Annotated in this window: 13 protein-coding genes; 7 read left to right on the top strand and 6 right to left on the bottom strand. The window is 52.6% G+C overall.

All coding sequences use genetic code 11. The annotated features are described in order from the left end of the window. Positions 1–2 precede the first annotated feature (2 nt). Together DOLE_RS02150 and DOLE_RS02145 are read right to left on the bottom strand one after the other, a co-directional pair. On the bottom strand, positions 3–1,379 hold the full coding sequence (locus DOLE_RS02150) for a sigma-54-dependent transcriptional regulator (protein WP_012173856.1): 1,377 nt from the start codon (positions 1,377–1,379) through the stop codon (positions 3–5). Further along, positions 1,376–3,172, bottom strand: a complete 1,797-nt coding sequence (locus DOLE_RS02145; protein WP_012173855.1) for an ATP-binding protein — start codon at positions 3,170–3,172, stop codon at positions 1,376–1,378. The genes DOLE_RS02150 and DOLE_RS02145 overlap by 4 nt, the downstream gene beginning before the upstream one ends. Positions 3,173–3,481: 309 nt before the next feature. Between DOLE_RS02145 and DOLE_RS02140 the strand changes: the two genes are divergently transcribed. From DOLE_RS02140 to DOLE_RS02115, 6 genes are all read left to right on the top strand, one after another. Further along, positions 3,482–3,853: a periplasmic heavy metal sensor gene (locus DOLE_RS02140; protein WP_012173854.1), complete on the top strand. Its 372-nt coding sequence runs from the start codon at positions 3,482–3,484 to the stop codon at positions 3,851–3,853. Between the two features lie 79 nt (positions 3,854–3,932). Further along, positions 3,933–4,199 carry an SHOCT domain-containing protein gene (locus DOLE_RS18735; RefSeq protein WP_041280302.1) on the top strand — a complete coding sequence of 89 codons (267 nt, stop codon included), beginning with the start codon at positions 3,933–3,935 and terminating at the stop codon, positions 4,197–4,199. A gap of 137 nt (positions 4,200–4,336) precedes the next feature. Continuing rightward, positions 4,337–4,642 (top strand): hypothetical protein, encoded by a 306-nt coding sequence (locus DOLE_RS02130; protein ID WP_012173853.1) that lies wholly within the window; start codon positions 4,337–4,339, stop codon positions 4,640–4,642. Next, positions 4,642–6,648 carry a bifunctional serine/threonine-protein kinase/formylglycine-generating enzyme family protein gene (locus tag DOLE_RS02125; protein WP_012173852.1) on the top strand — a complete coding sequence of 669 codons (2,007 nt, stop codon included), beginning with the start codon at positions 4,642–4,644 and terminating at the stop codon, positions 6,646–6,648. Before DOLE_RS02130 ends, DOLE_RS02125 begins: the two co-directional genes overlap by 1 nt. 17 nt (positions 6,649–6,665) lie before the next feature. After that, complete coding sequence (locus DOLE_RS02120) at positions 6,666–7,445, top strand: metallophosphoesterase family protein (RefSeq protein ID WP_052294231.1); 780 nt, start codon at positions 6,666–6,668, stop codon at positions 7,443–7,445. A gap of 17 nt (positions 7,446–7,462) precedes the next feature. Continuing rightward, positions 7,463–9,628, top strand: a complete 2,166-nt coding sequence (locus tag DOLE_RS02115) for a heavy metal translocating P-type ATPase (protein ID WP_012173850.1) — start codon at positions 7,463–7,465, stop codon at positions 9,626–9,628. A 564-nt stretch (positions 9,629–10,192) separates the two neighbouring features. On the opposite strand, the gene DOLE_RS02110 is transcribed toward DOLE_RS02115, so the two are convergent. The 4 genes from DOLE_RS02110 to mgtE form a co-directional block, all read right to left on the bottom strand. Then, a complete protein-coding gene (locus DOLE_RS02110; protein ID WP_012173849.1) occupies positions 10,193–10,741 on the bottom strand; it encodes a hypothetical protein in 549 nt (182 codons plus the stop codon). Between the two features lie 77 nt (positions 10,742–10,818). Next, positions 10,819–11,268 (bottom strand): DUF2059 domain-containing protein, encoded by a 450-nt coding sequence (locus tag DOLE_RS02105; RefSeq protein ID WP_012173848.1) that lies wholly within the window; start codon positions 11,266–11,268, stop codon positions 10,819–10,821. A gap of 266 nt (positions 11,269–11,534) precedes the next feature. Beyond that, the gene (locus DOLE_RS18120; RefSeq protein ID WP_153304334.1) at positions 11,535–11,693 is read right to left on the bottom strand and encodes a hypothetical protein; all 159 of its coding nucleotides are present in this window, start codon (positions 11,691–11,693) and stop codon (positions 11,535–11,537) included. A 155-nt stretch (positions 11,694–11,848) separates the two neighbouring features. Further along, positions 11,849–13,228 carry a magnesium transporter gene (mgtE, locus tag DOLE_RS02095; protein ID WP_012173846.1) on the bottom strand — a complete coding sequence of 460 codons (1,380 nt, stop codon included), beginning with the start codon at positions 13,226–13,228 and terminating at the stop codon, positions 11,849–11,851. 352 nt (positions 13,229–13,580) lie between these two features. Between mgtE and DOLE_RS02090 the strand changes: the two genes are divergently transcribed. Then, complete coding sequence (locus tag DOLE_RS02090; RefSeq protein WP_012173845.1) at positions 13,581–14,591, top strand: Fic family protein; 1,011 nt, start codon at positions 13,581–13,583, stop codon at positions 14,589–14,591. Positions 14,592–14,750: the final 159 nt, after the last annotated feature.

Below are 14,750 nucleotides of genomic sequence, written 5' to 3'. Positions count from 1 at the left end.
TCTCAATCTATTCCATAATCTTTGAGTTTCTTGTGAAGGGTTTTGCGGTTGATTCCGAGCCTGCGTGCGGTTTCGCTTTTATTCCCGCCACTGTCATCAAGTGTGGCCAAAATGGCCTCCTTTTCAACTTCTTCCAGGGGGCGATTGGCTGCAACCGGTGGGGGCGGAGCCACCCATTCGCTTTTTTCGGCATAACTTGAGGTGATGGTGACAGGCAGCTCTTTCTCTGTGATGTGTTCATCCGGCAGGAGAATCACGGCACGCTCAATGACGTTTTCAAGTTCCCTGACATTGCCGGGCCAAGCGTATTTTAGCAGCATATCCATTGCCAACGGAGAAAAGCCTTTGACCTGCTTGTGATTTTTTTTCGCGTACTTCTCCAAGAAATGCTGGGCAAGTAAAGGAGTATCATCTTGACGCTCGCGCAGCGGCGGGATGCGCAGCGTGACGACGTTCAGTCTATAGAAAAGGTCTTCACGGAATTTTCCGTTTTTCACATCCTCCTCCAGGTTTCGGTTGGTCGCGGCAAGAATCCGCACATCCACGCTCAACGTTTCTTCCCCGCCGACCCGCTGGATTTCCCGCTCTTGAATGACCCGCAGCAGCTTGGCCTGCATCGCGGCGGAGGTTTCGCCGATCTCATCCAGAAAAATGGTTCCCTTGTCAGCCTGCTTGAATCTGCCCTCGCGGCGTTTATCGGCACCGGTAAACGCACCTTTTTCATGGCCGAACAGCTCCGACTCCAGTAATGTCTCTGTAAGTGCCGCGCAATTGACCACCACCAGGGCGCGATCCTTGCGCTGGCTGTTGTGATGGATGGATTTGGCGATCAGCTCTTTGCCGGTCCCGCTTTCCCCGGTGATCAGCACGGTTGCCTCCGAAGGCGCAACCATGGACATCATGTCGACCAGTTCCTTCATCGGCCGGCTTCTTCCGATGATATTTTCCAGCTCGTAATCTGCGCTCATCTTTGATTTTAAGGTTGCATTTTCCGCCTTGAGGCCGGAATGCTCCAAAGCACGCGCTAGGCTGATTTTGAGCACTTCAAAGTCCAGGGGTTTGGTCAAATAATCGTAAGCCCCGGATTTTAAGGCCTCTACCGCCGAATCAACCGAAGAGTATGCGGTCATGATGAGAATCGGGATGGCCGGATTGTACTGTTTAATTTGCTTCAGGGCCTCGATGCCGCTCATCTGAGCCATGCGCACATCCATCAAGATCAGGGCGAACGGTCTTTCTTTGACGGTGTCAACGGCCTTGACCCCATCGTCGGCCGTGGACACCTGGTAGCCCCAACTTCTGACGATGGTTTGAAGCGTTTTCAAGTGGTTCAGATCGTCGTCGACAATCAGAATGTGAGAAGGGTTTTGTATGGTCATGACAACCTCATTTCGCTGTCCCCAAGCGGCAGGGCAATCGAGAACACGGTGCCCTGACCAATGGTGCTTCGAACTTTGATTTGCCCCTGGTGGGCTTCGATAATCTTGTGCACAATCGCCAAGCCCAAGCCGGTGCCTTTTGGTTTGGTGGTAAAATAGGGGTCGAATATCTTGCTGAGATCTTCTGCGGATATCCCCGAGCCGTTATCCTTGATGTCAATTGCAACGTTCCCGTTTGCGCCTGTGGAGCTGGAAACAGTCAACCGGCCGCCACTTTCCATGGCTTGCAAGGCATTCAGAAACAGATTCAAAAAGCACTGGGTCAAACGATCCGGATCGACATCGGCCTCAATGGATTCGGATGTAAGATTGAGTTGAATATCGACTTTTTTCGCCGCTGCTTCCTGCTCGACCAGCCGGGTTGAATGTTTCAGCAGTTCATTCATATCGGATAGCTTCCTGTTTAATTTCGTCGGCCTGGCGAACTCCAGCAGCTCGCTGATGACTCGGCTGAGGCGATCCACCTCCTCGATCATGACCCCGGCCATCTCTTTGTCCTCGCTGCCGTCCTCGAACTTGCTCTTGTAGTAGGAAGCGATGCCTTTGATGGAACTCAGCGGGTTTCTAATTTCATGGGCCACGCCGGCCGCCAACTCCCCGATCGCCGCCAGCTTTTCCTTGCGGCGGATTTCATCCTGAAGGCGGCGAACCTCCCCAAGATCTCGGATGATCAGAACCTGCCCGACAAACTGACCTTCTTCGTTGATAATTTTCGAGGCGCTGATGCTCACCGGGACAATCTTGTTTTCGGTGAACTCACATTCCATTTCTTTTTCGAATATCGACTCTCCAAGATCCAGTGATTCCTTCAGCCCACATAAATGCCTTGGTAGGACAGTGTCGGGTTCCTTCCCCCGCGCCTGGGCCAAGTCAAGCCCGGTGATCCGTTCTGCGGCACTGTTGTAAAATGCGATCTTTCCGTGTTTATCCGTGGCGATCAAACCCACGGGGAGGCTGGTGACCACCTGGTCCTTAATGGCGCTGGTGTCCTGAAGTGATTTTTTAGCCGAGCGGTATCCCTGCATCCAGAACATCGAAATAAAACCGGCCAGCCCCAGTAAAATCAAAATGCCTGATATGATGGCCGTGTTGCGGATGTCCTCCTTGCGCCCTTCTTCAAAGGGCTGAGGGTTCAAGCCAACCAGTATGATCTGATCGCTGTCGCCGCTTGAGGTAGGAAAACACCAGTCGTTATCGGACCGCATCATCATCTTGCGCCCTTGCTTCATTTGGCACATACGATCACCCATCTGACGCTCCTGGTCAGTGATCGGCATAAAAAGTCGGTACACTTCAAAAGTGTTCCGCTGATCATCGATGCGCTTATACCGCCAGTTGATTTCCTCTGGTTGATCAAGTCCTTTTTCGGGAAAACCGCTGTTCATTTGGGTGCCGATCAATCCGCGATTGCTGCTGGCCAAAACCAACCCTTTGCGATTTACCACGGTAATATAGAAGACATCCGACAGTTGGGCGGTTTCCTCGATTAATGACTGGACCTGCTGTCCGCCCCACATCATCCCCATCATTCCCGTACGGGCGCCGGCTTCCACCGCCTTGATGATCGCGGCGCCCTTTTCACTCAAAATTTGGGACATATATTTTTTTTCGCGACTGTAGTTCTGATATGCCAGGACCACCACGACGATCAGCAGGATTCCCACCGATCCGATGATAATCCATGGAGATGTGTGCAGGTTTGTCCGGTTGCGGCGACGTGTATTTGGAATCATGGTCTCCTTTGTATTTCCGTGTCTTTCTCATCAATATACTCACGCATGGGTATTTTGGCAACAGTTTATTTTTTTGTGCCAAGCAGTTTGGGTATTTTGACCCCACCTCATTTGATGATAAGGCTTAAAGGACTTTGAATGTCCGTCCGCTCATATGTTTATTTAATGTAAATCCAAACATATAAAGCATTTTGATTGAATCGTGGCATGCAAGTTGCAAATTCTGTAAAATAACGGCGACCACGGCGCCATTGACAGGCGTCATGGACATTTAATTTAAAGAAAAACAACATAACGGAGGTAAAAATCATGAAAAAGACAATTCTTGTCATTGCGGCAACGGCATTTATCGCACTGTTCAGCACCCAGGCATTCGCCTGCTACTGGGATGGGTATTGGGGCGGCCCCGCGGGTGGACCGACGGACGGCTTCAATGGTGATCAACACCAGGGGTTTTATGACAAAACCGCTCAACTCAGACAGGATCTTGCCGCCAAACGGGGCGAGTACAACGCCCTGATGGCCGCGCCCAATCCCGATTCCAATCGGGCGTCAGAGCTGAGTCGTGAAATTGCGGTCCTGCACGATCAGTTGAGGGTCCAGGCGCGATCCTACAACCTGCCGATGTCAAACAATGGGTATTGCGGCCACGGCCGGATGGGCAGACACGGATGCTGGTAGTCAACCATGATGAGGAGATGAGACGGCCGGATCGAAACCGGCCGTCTCATCCTGAATATCAGGGAAGGGAGGCTTGATCATGTGGGGCTGTGGTTATGGACCTATGTCAGGGGGCTGGTGGGGCGGTTTATTCCCGGGAAGTTTATTTTCCCTATTGTTATGGGGCCTGGGAATTTTATTGATCGTGTTTTTTGCTATCCGGATCTTCAGGTCCCAGACCCTTGGCCCGCGTGGGCTGGCACAGGATCGTGTCGACTCTGAGGCTATTTTGAAGGCGCGATTCGCAAAGGGTGAAATCTCAGAAGAAGAGTTTGTCAAAATGAGAGAGATTCTTTCCCGGTTCTAAAAAAGGCGATCCTCCGCAATTATGAGTCTTATTACCCTTGCGCATCACTGGAGAAATTTATCAGGAAGAATCCATGAAAATGACTTTGATTCCGCAACCTATAAGATATATTATTTAGAAGATATAAAGAGTGTGCCGTGGAACTTGGAGAAAAGAGAAAAGACGTTGAAATTAAATCGGAGAGACCAGATGAGAAAGATCCCCTGACAAAATATTTTGACGGCATGGGAACCGCCACTGCCAGAATCATAATCAAACGGCATCTTGACGACGATCAATGGGAAAAATACGGCCTGAAAGATCTGAAAAACACCGGCCGATATTACATTGCCCGGCTTGTTGAAAAGGACGGCACCGTCATTGATGAGGTCTTGATCGACAAACAGTCCGGAACGATTCAGTCGCTGAGAGGGCGAATCGGTGCCGAGGGACAACTACGATAGTGGAACTGAAAGCACATGATATGACAACGACATGTAAAACCACGCTGAAAGTCGGCGATGTGCTCAACAATAGATGGGTCATCCTCGGCTTTATTGACAAGGGCGGAATGGGCGAGGTCTATCGTGCGCATCAAACCAATCTGAATCGCGATGTCGCAATCAAGGTCGTTTCACGGGAATGGCTTGAATCCATTGACGAGGGAGACGAAGAGGCCGAAACCTTGGTCCAACGGTTCAGGCGGGAAGTCCAGGCCATGGCCCAGATTCGGCACCCGAATATTTTGCAGGTTTTCGATCACGATGCCATCACCGTAAAAAAGGGCGATCAGGACAAGTCCATGGAGTACATCGCCATGGAATACATCCCCGGCGGGTCTCTTAGAGACACCATGTCCGATGAAGGATTCTACCCGGAAGAGGATCTTATCAAAACGTGGGTGAGGCGGTATTTTTTACCTGTGCTGGCGGGTGTAATGGCATTGCACGAAAACGGCATCGTGCACCGTGATCTCAAGCCTGAAAATATTTTCATGGACCAGGACACGCCCAAAATCGCCGATTTCGGCCTGGCGCGTTCGAGCCGACTGAAACCGGTCACCCAGTCCATGGACGTAAAAGGTTCGCCTCATTACATGTCTCCGGAACATTTTTTCGATTTCAAAAGGGCTGATCAGTGCGCTGATGTCTATTCTTTGGGCAAAATGCTTTTTGAAGCGGTTGAAGGAAAGATCACGTCCGTAACGACGCCGTTTAAAAGGGCAAAGCTTGCCAAAGCCGAATCCCCCTTTTTTCAAGAGTTGGACCGAATTATTCAAATGGCTACGGCCGAGAGCAGAGACGAGCGAACCGAATCCGTGCGGGACTTGCTCGGACAGCTTGAACGCGTAATCCATGGGTTGGCGTCTCAGAAGCCGGGTGCGAAATTTCCATGGCAACAATCGGCCTCCCTGTTCTCGAAACCGAGATGGGTATGGACAGGTATCATTGTTGCGGTGCTGTCGGTCATATCGATGGCCGCCTGGCATTTTATGGGTGAACCCGGTTTGGGTCCACCGAAGGGTAGTCTTTCGACATCCCCCAGCCAGCACCAAACCCAGACGGTCCCTGGTAACGAGACCACCGCAAGACCGGCGGACGCCGAAAAGGATTCTTTCGCGTCTGAGCACCTTGGAAAACAGCACCTCATCCAAGGGGGACCATTTTCGATCCCTGCGGTATTGGATGGGAGCAGCGATCAATCGATCCAGGTCGAACCGTTTTACGTGGACGAGTTTTTCGTTACCAACCAGCAGTTCGTCGATTTTTTGAATCACAACCTTTCACAAATCAGCATAGAAAGCGGTGTGGTGAAAGGCAGTGGTGCAAACTGGTTCTTGATGGGAGAGGTGCGCGCGGGATACGAGCCGATCGTCTACCGAAGCAATGAATTTCATGTCAGTGATCCGGCCTATGCCTCTAGTCCTGCTTTGCGCGTTACCGGTTATGGCGCTTCGGCCTTTGCAAACTACTTCGGCAGACGATTGCCGACGGAGGTGGAAATGCTCTTTGCAATGGTTAAGGGCGAGGACGGATCGAAAGTGAATGCAGAGCCCTCAGCGGAAGTGAATACCCAGCCGATGGGGGGCATGATGCGTATGATGGGAGACTGGCAGGGCGAAACGGAAAACTGGAGTAGCGTTTCTCCTGATCCGAGTCCGAGCGCCAAAGACCAAGCGGAACCAAAGCGTTCCGATTTTCTGTTATCAGCCGCATCTTTTTCTCCGAACCTGTTGGGCATAAAGGGGCTCAACCATGAGATCGGCGAATGGGTTTATACAGAGGGACTGGTCCAGCCATCGGCGAACGCCTCGACAACAAATCGCTATGCGGTTATCGGTGGCGTTGAGGGGGCTCCGAAGGATAAAAATTCTTTACCCGCGGTCGTTGTGCGTTTCCCCTGGGAAGGATTCGAGGAAATTGGTTTCAGGACTGTAAAGAGCGCCGTTGTCAGCAATTCGGCGGGATGAGCGAGAAGGCAAGAACAATGAGAATCGCGGTGATATCTGACATTCATGGCAACCTGGAGGCGCTTGTCCGCTGCCTGGATGATATCGACCGGTCAGGTGTCGACCGCATTGTCAACTTGGGAGACGCCGTCGGGTATGGTCCACAACCGGAGGAGGTCCTGGTCCTGTTGGAAAAAATGGATATTGCCAATCTTCTTGGCAATCATGAACTGGCGGTGATCGACAAAGTTCATCGTAGCGATTTTTCACCGGAAGCAATTATATCGTTGGAGCAGACCCTGAAATATCTCACATCTGCATCTTTGCTCTATATTAAAAACCTTCCGTATTATCGGGAAATGATTGGCGCGCTGATGGTACACGGCTGTCCGCCCGATTCGCCGACTGTCTACTTGAACCATATGAGTTTGCCAGAGATTAAAGAAACCTTTGCATCCAACAGTTTCGATATCGCCTTTTCCGGACATACCCACCGCCTGATGCTCATTGGTTATGATGGAAAGGATCTTCAATTCGATCCATTGCAGCAGGAAACCATTAAACTCGAACCGGATTATCGGTATATCGTCAATGTCGGTGCCGTCGGACAGCCCAGGGATGGCGATCCGCGTGCAAAATATGCGATTTGGGACAGTCATCGCAACGCCCTCGAGATAAGGCGGGTGGCGTATGATATATCTCGAACGGCCAACTTAATCATTAAGCGCGGTTTTCTCCGAAGGGATGCCGATAGGCTTTTTTCTGGGGATTGCCCCAAACAATATAAGCTCACTCGAGCGGCTGCAAACGACCGATAGCCGAGGAGAGTCGCAATATGGAAACTGTTCAGGAAAAGAGATTTCGCGTTCAAAATCTTGACTGCGCCGCCTGCGCGGCCAAGATAGAGAGGGAACTGCAGAATACCGAAGGGGTGGAAGCGGCGGTTGTTGATTTTGCCAACCTCACCCTACACTTGAGGGCGGCCGATATCTCGAAGGCTCTGGCAGCGGTTGCGCGCATTGAACCCGACGTCAAGATCGAGTCCACCTTGCAGGACTCGGAAGGGGATGCCCATGAATCAACGGAGGCGGGCAATTTTCGAAAGCAAGTTGGAATCATCGTCATCGCTGGTATTATCTTCGCAATTCACCTGTTTTTTGAAGACCAATTGCACCAGCGGCCGTGGGCGTGGGTGGAATATCCCATCGTGATTGCCGCTTACCTGCTGGCCGGCTGGAGCGTTTTAATCGGTGCGCTGCGAACGCTGCGGCGAGGGCAGTTTTTTGATGAGAATGTGCTTATGGTCATCGCCACGACCGGTGCCATGGCCATACACGCCCTGTCCGAGGCAGTCGGTGTGATGCTGTTTTTCAAGGTTGGCGAACTCCTGCAGGACATGGCAGTTTCCAAATCACGGCGTTCGGTTCGCGGGCTGCTGGCTGCCAGGCCGAACCGGGCCTTGCTTAAGACTGAGGGTGGTCTAAAGGAAACCTCTCCCGAAAAGGTCAAGGTGGGCGAAATCATCCTGGTCAAGCCCGGCGAGAAAGTCGCTTTGGACGGTACGGTGATTGAAGGAGTCTCGCAGGTGGACACCTCGCCTTTGACTGGCGAACCGGTTCCGGTTCAAACGCGCCCGGGCGATACCGTCCTGGCCGGCAGCATCAACACGGCATCGGCGCTGACGGTTCGGGTCACAAAGCCTTTTGAAGCGTCTTCGATTGCACGGGTATTGGAGTTGGTTGAAAGTGCGGCCGCGCGCAAGGCCGCCACTGAAAAGTTTATCACCACCTTTGCCCGTTATTATACGCCGGTGGTGGTGGCCATTGCGGCGGCTATCGCCCTGGTTCCGCCTCTGCTCATAAATGACGCCCAATTCTCGACCTGGATCTATCGCGCCTTGGTGTTGCTGGTGATCTCGTGCCCCTGTGCTCTGGTAGTCAGCATCCCCTTGGGTTATTTCGGTGGAATCGGCCGGGCCTCGCGCAGTGGAATCCTGATCAAGGGATCAATGTTCATCGATGCCCTTTCAAAAGTCAAAACAGTGGTTTTTGACAAGACCGGCACTTTGACACGCGGCGTTTTTACGGTGGATCGTGTCGTTACCGACAACGGATTTTCGTCGGACCAGGTACTGCAAATGGCCGCAGCCGTGGAACTGCACTCCGATCATCCCATTGGCAAGTCCATCGTAGAGGCGATGACGAGTAAAGGTCTTGCCATTGATGAATCGCTGGTGAGCAATCACGTCGCCATTTCCGGAAAGGGGGTCAAGGCTGTCTTTGACGGGAAAAGCATCGCCGTCGGTAACGATGCGCTTTTGCATGAAAGACAGATCGATCATGGAAAATGTGACTTTGACAGCACCGTTGCCCATGTAGTGGTGGATAATCAATATGCCGGTCACATCTTAATCGGTGACCAACTCAAACCGGATGCCAAGCTGGCAATGGAGCGGCTGCGATCAGATGGGGTTTCGAAACTTGTGATGTTGACGGGCGACAACGCGTGCGCAGCTGCAAGCGTTGCCAAGGCTCTCAATCTGGATCAATTTCATGCCGAATTGCTGCCGGAAGACAAGGTCCGCATTTTCGAACAAATCCTCGCGGAAACCAAAGAGGACGGAAAGGTCGCCTTTGTGGGAGATGGTATCAACGATGCGCCGGTCTTGGCCCGGGCAGATGTGGGGGTGGCCATGGGTGCCCTCGGTTCAGACGCCGCCATCGAAACCGCCGATGTGGTGCTGATGACCGACGCTCCGGCAAAAATGGCCGATGCCGTCAGCATCGCTAAGAACACCCGAAAGATTGTTTTGCAGAATATTGTGCTGGCACTGACCGTTAAAGGGATATTCATATTGTTCGGGTCCTTTGGTTTGGCTACCATGTGGGAGGCCGTTTTTGCTGATATGGGTACTGCCCTGCTCGCACTGCTCAACGCGACGCGAGCGTTTCGTGGATATCCTTCCCTCAAGGAAGTCCACGTTAAAAACGCTTCCGTCTGACATTAAAGGACTGGATTTTTAATAACCCATTGATATCGAGAGGTTCTCAGTTAACTGCGGGAGAACGAGAACGGTTATAAAAAGGGTTGCTCACGGGGAGGGTCATGCATAAACAAAGAGAACGAAATAATGGAGACTTGAGTTGCGATATCACCGCGTTTGATGTGCAAACGGGAATCGAACCCACGTCCGTTCTCTGTTTGGGGAAAATGTGGAGAAAAGGATTTCCCGCGTAGGGATGCGGAGAACGTGACTCAGAGGTTCTCAAGGCATTGTAAATAAAGGACTTTTAATGTGTCGGCGCTGGGGAGACTAAGTTTTTGGAAGGCGGCGAGCCCTCCACCATCCTTCGCTTTCAGCAACGCGAAAAGCGAAGGCTGCCGCGACGTAGCCGAAGGGCGAAGTCGGGCAAAATCAAAAGCCGACGCGCAAGCTACGGCTCGGCACGCCTCCCCATGAAATTCTATTCTTTGGCTCCCCCTGCCTACCGAAATGTGTAGCGGAATGTAACGTCGGCCATTGAGCGGGCTGTCAAGCGGCGCCTCAATGGCCTTGTTGGAGCAATCACTCCTCGTATTTCAGTAGGCGGACGGCCTTGCCCTTTTCGGATAGAGACCAGAGCAAGCCCTTTGATTTCGAATGTGCCTTGTGCAGGTATCCCAAGTCGTAGAGCCTGGCGAGGACCGACTCTACGGTGTGGCGAGTCATTCGCGTGTCCTTGGCAAGGCCGCTGATTGATCTGAAGGAGAACTTTGAGTCCTGAAGTCGCCTCAGGATTGTGTCCAAAGCTGCTTCACTACTGTGAGAGAGATTCAGCTCCTTCGTCAGGTCTTCGATTGAGACGGGAGTGTCGATTTTCTCCTCGGTGTCCGACGCCGAGGACGATATTAGCGTGTCTACCGTCTCCTCGATGTCCCTCACCTTGGCCTTAAGACCAAGCCCTTCGAACGACTCAAACCGATGAAGCTGAGAGAAGATGAAGCACAGGAAGGCGGCACCGTATGTGGCGAGATTCGTGGACTTGCCCAGGAACGACAGGATCAGTCCAGCGACAAGCAGAGCGAAAGCCACAAGGATGAGAGCATTGCTCAATATATTCCGCATCTTCTTCATCCGTGCTCCAACGTTGAGCTAACCGGCCTGGGAAAAAGCGCAGCTTTTTCCCAAGTCCGGTTCAGCGACTGGTTCGGTCATTCTTCCGCATTCTGTTTTTGGCGGTTGGCTTCGGCGTTCTCCTTGATTGCCTCCGCATGTGCCTTGAGTAGTTCAGCTTGAATAGCGGGCATAATATCACCCATGTAGTCTCCGAACTTATTCATCGCCGATTTTCCAACCGGCGATCCGTAGAAATCGGCAAGGGCTTTGAGTTCGTCGGCTGTGAAATGCTTTTCCATGGAATCCTTCATGATCTTGGTGAAGGCCTCCAGATCCAAGTGTTTTGTGAGCAGTGCTTTGAACTCTTCACGATTCTCTGGAGGCAGATTCATGGACACCTTCTGTGCCATGTCCTTCATCATATCCGCAGGTGGAGTTGTTTTCAGATAGCGGGCGGCTTCTTTCTGCCGATTCGACGGGGTGTCCTCCAAGGCGAATGCCGTGGCGGCAATGCAAATGATAAAAGCAATAAGCACTTTCTTCATTTCTTCCTCCTCTCTTGACCGATCATAGATTATATTGGTTCTATTTTTTGTGCTTCTAAGACGTATTATTCACATTCTGCTTGAAATTTACGATCTGCTCCTGGCATCTTCTTTCAGTTTCTGAATAGCTGTCACTACCTTGACATGCTCTTGTTTCTGGGGCTGGAAATACCGGTCAAAGACCTTGTTTGTGGTCTGGCCGGTGCCGCCGTAAAGATTAACGTCTTCAACCCCCAGGTTTTTACAGGCCCGGTCCCACCAGACGTTTAAATATTTCCGCCCGAACTGTACGTCATCAACAATGCCCTGTTTTTTCTTTTGGCGTGTTGACCATGATAAACCTGAATGCGGTGTTTGATGGCCGCTCTGGTCAAACCGCGTTTTACAGCCACGCAAGTTTTGCCAATGCCAACATAGACGTTCATGTAACACCCTCCTCAGGATAGTGAAGAAAAATTAGCATGCTGTGTCTGCAAGGTCAACTCCGTTGGCTGCCGGCCCGAATATTTCATAAAATTTTTCGACGCGGGTCGCCCCATATCCGGACACCAACAAAACGGCGGCCAGCCGGTCGCCTCTTCTATACCCCGCTGAGTTTTGCCATGACGGCGGTGGCGAAGCTGAGCACAAAGAAGAATCCGCACATATCGGTCACCGTAGTGAGCAGGGGAGAAGACACCAGGGCCGGGTCCATTTTCATCCGTTTTAAAAGCAGGGGAAGAATACCGCCCAACATCACCGCCACAACGGTGTTGGCTGCCAGCGCACTTCCTACCACGAGCCCGAGATAAAAATTCCCCTTCCACATGAATGCCAGTATACCCAGAAGCAGTCCCAGGGCCGCGCCGTTGATCAACCCCAATCCCGCTTCCTTTAAAAGTACCCGTATCAGCTCATTGGGCCGAATCAGTCCCAGGCTCAGCTCCCGCATGGATACGGCCACGGCCTGATTACCGGAGCAGCCGCTCATGTCACTGACCATGGGCAGGAATACGGCCAGCGCAATGGCCGCGGACAGGGTGTCCTGATACATGGCAATCACACTGGCAGCAATAACATTCAGTACAATGTTGAGGCTCAACCAGGACAGACGGCGGCCGGACCGGACCAGCAGCGGCATGGACCGGAATTCTTCGCCGCCGACAATACCGCTGAATCCCAAAAACTGGCGCACAGAACGCTTCCGGGACGCCTCTTCCACAGCTTCCGGCAGCACCACCCCCTGCATCCTGCCGTCACCGTCCACCACCGGCACTCCAAACAGCCGGTGCTCTTCAAAAAAATGGCGCAGTTTTTCAAGGGGTGTATCCACGGACACCTTTAGTGGATTTTTGATCATCAGATCCCGGAGATAGGCGTCTTTGGACGGAAAGAGCAGATCATGCATCCGCAGCACACCGGCCAGCCTGTTATCCTTTTCTGTTACATAGAGGTACTGGACATTGTAGCCTGTATAGGTTTCCCGGTTTTTTTGAAGATCTTTTAATATGTCGCTCACCCGCAACCCCTCGGGATATGCCAGAAACTCGGAGACCATCAGGCCGCCGGCGGAGTCGGGGGGATATTCCAAAAACTGCCGGGCCTCCCGGGCGCCTTCAATATCCATTTCATCCAAAATGGCCTCTGCCCGATGATCGCTGATTTCCCCCAGCACATCCACCACATGGTCGCTGTCCAGTTCTTCAAGAATGGCGGCCGCCATTTCCGGGGGTAAATCTTCAATCAGGTCCGCCGCCTGGGTGTCGGAAATTTCTTCGATGATATCCGCCGCATCCGCCGGTGTCAGTATTGAAAACAGGCGGACCTGGTCTTCGGGATGGATGCGGGAGATGGTGCGGGCGGTTTCCGCGGCCCCCAGGAAATCAAAAAAGGCCAGAATTTCCTCCGTGCCCGCGCCGGTGATCAGTTCATGCAATTTTTCCCAGGGTTTGTCTGTTTTGTCCGTCACGATGGCGTTCATTTGAAAAACTCCCATGCTTTTAAAAGGCTGGATTCGCTGTTGATGGGCTTCCGTCACATGGCCACGAAACTTTGCGTGTGCCGTTATGGACGTTCACGTAAAACCCTCCCTGAGGACAGTGTGCAAAAGTTAGCATGCTGTGCCGGCAGGGTCAATTCCGTTGGCTGCCAGGTCCTGTTTTTATTTTGCATGCGCCATGGCAGATGATATAGTCGATCCTAACCCGAACATTTCATGAAGGTTTCGACATTTTTCAAGGTGGTTATGGACACGGATGTAATGGGCGACCGGCGGGTCGCCCCAACGAAATCCGGGAACAGATAACCGAATATGGCGTGGAGGCATGGATGGCATGAAAACCAATTATCAACCGCCCTGCACCATCACCCCGGAGATTGTAAACCGGGTCGCCGAGATCAGCGAAGCCATCGGGCGACTATCTGTAATCACCGATCAGGCCAAGGCCCTGCGGCTGCGGAGAGTCAACCGCATTCGCACCATTCGGGGATCCCTGGCCATCGAGGGCAATACATTAAGCGAGGCCCAGATCACCGCGATTCTGGAGGGCAAGCGGGTGATCGCGCCGCCCCGTGAGGTGCGGGAGGTGAAAAACGCCCTGGCCGCCTACGATCGGTTCGATACCTGGAAGCCCGAGGCGGAAAAAGATCTGCTGGAAGCACACCGGATTCTCATGTCCGGCCTGATCGACGAGGCGGGGCTGTATCGGCACGGCGGCGTGGGGGTGATGGAGGGCCAGCAGGTGATCCACATGGCGCCTGCGGCGAAGCGGGTGCCGCGATTGATGGGCGATCTGTTTTCCTGGCTGGCTGTCACCGATACCCACCCGCTTATTGCCAGCTCGATCTTTCACTACGAGTTTGAATTCATCCATCCCTTTGCCGACGGCAACGGCCGGGTGGGGCGGCTGTGGCAGAGCCTGATTCTTTCGCGCTGGAATCCCCTGTTTGCCCATATCCCGGTAGAAAGCATGGTCTTTGAACATCAGGTTGAATATTATGAGGCATTACAGGAGAGTACCCGAAAGGCCGATTCTTCGCCCTTTATATCCTTCATGCTGCGGATGATCCTGGATACGGTGACCACTTCGACCCCGGAAGTGACCCCGGAAGCTACCCCGGAAGTTCGACTGCTCTCAGTTCTTGCCGGAGAGATGACCCGGCAACAGCTCAAAGAGTCGCTTGGACTGAAAGATGATGAACATTTCCGCAAGGCCTATCTGCTCCCCGCTCTGGAATCCGGCCTGATTGAGATGACCATTCCCGACAAGCCGCGCAGCAGCAAGCAGAAATACCGGCTGACCGACAAGGGGCGCAAACGAATGACGCAGCATGGCAAAGGGTAACTTACAGCAACGCGGAAAGTGAAGGCTGCCGGTAGGGGCGACCGGCGGGTCGCCCCTACCGGTGCTCGATATCCCAAAATCCCCTGTCTTACCGGCCCGATAAGAAAAATCCGAAAAACGTTGCTTTTCTGTTTTTGTCTGTTTATTTTAGGATAGCAC

Source organism: Desulfosudis oleivorans Hxd3 (assembly GCF_000018405.1).
GTDB classification, from domain to species: Bacteria; Desulfobacterota; Desulfobacteria; order Desulfobacterales; family Desulfosudaceae; genus Desulfosudis; species Desulfosudis oleivorans.
This window is presented reverse-complemented; position numbering and strand designations above follow the sequence as displayed.

Coding starts and splice junctions, on each gene's coding strand:
- DOLE_RS02150 (WP_012173856.1), bottom strand. CDS start 1,379: ATGACCATACAAAACCCTTCTCACATTCTGATTGTCGACGACGATCTG.
- DOLE_RS02145 (WP_012173855.1), bottom strand. CDS start 3,172: ATGATTCCAAATACACGTCGCCGCAACCGGACAAACCTGCACACATCT.
- DOLE_RS02140 (WP_012173854.1), top strand. CDS start 3,482: ATGAAAAAGACAATTCTTGTCATTGCGGCAACGGCATTTATCGCACTG.
- DOLE_RS18735 (WP_041280302.1), top strand. CDS start 3,933: ATGTGGGGCTGTGGTTATGGACCTATGTCAGGGGGCTGGTGGGGCGGT.
- DOLE_RS02120 (WP_052294231.1), top strand. CDS start 6,666: ATGAGAATCGCGGTGATATCTGACATTCATGGCAACCTGGAGGCGCTT.
- DOLE_RS02115 (WP_012173850.1), top strand. CDS start 7,463: ATGGAAACTGTTCAGGAAAAGAGATTTCGCGTTCAAAATCTTGACTGC.
- DOLE_RS02110 (WP_012173849.1), bottom strand. CDS start 10,741: ATGAAGAAGATGCGGAATATATTGAGCAATGCTCTCATCCTTGTGGCT.
- DOLE_RS02105 (WP_012173848.1), bottom strand. CDS start 11,268: ATGAAGAAAGTGCTTATTGCTTTTATCATTTGCATTGCCGCCACGGCA.
- DOLE_RS18120 (WP_153304334.1), bottom strand. CDS start 11,693: ATGAACGTCTATGTTGGCATTGGCAAAACTTGCGTGGCTGTAAAACGC.
- mgtE (WP_012173846.1), bottom strand. CDS start 13,228: ATGAACGCCATCGTGACGGACAAAACAGACAAACCCTGGGAAAAATTG.
- DOLE_RS02090 (WP_012173845.1), top strand. CDS start 13,581: ATGAAAACCAATTATCAACCGCCCTGCACCATCACCCCGGAGATTGTA.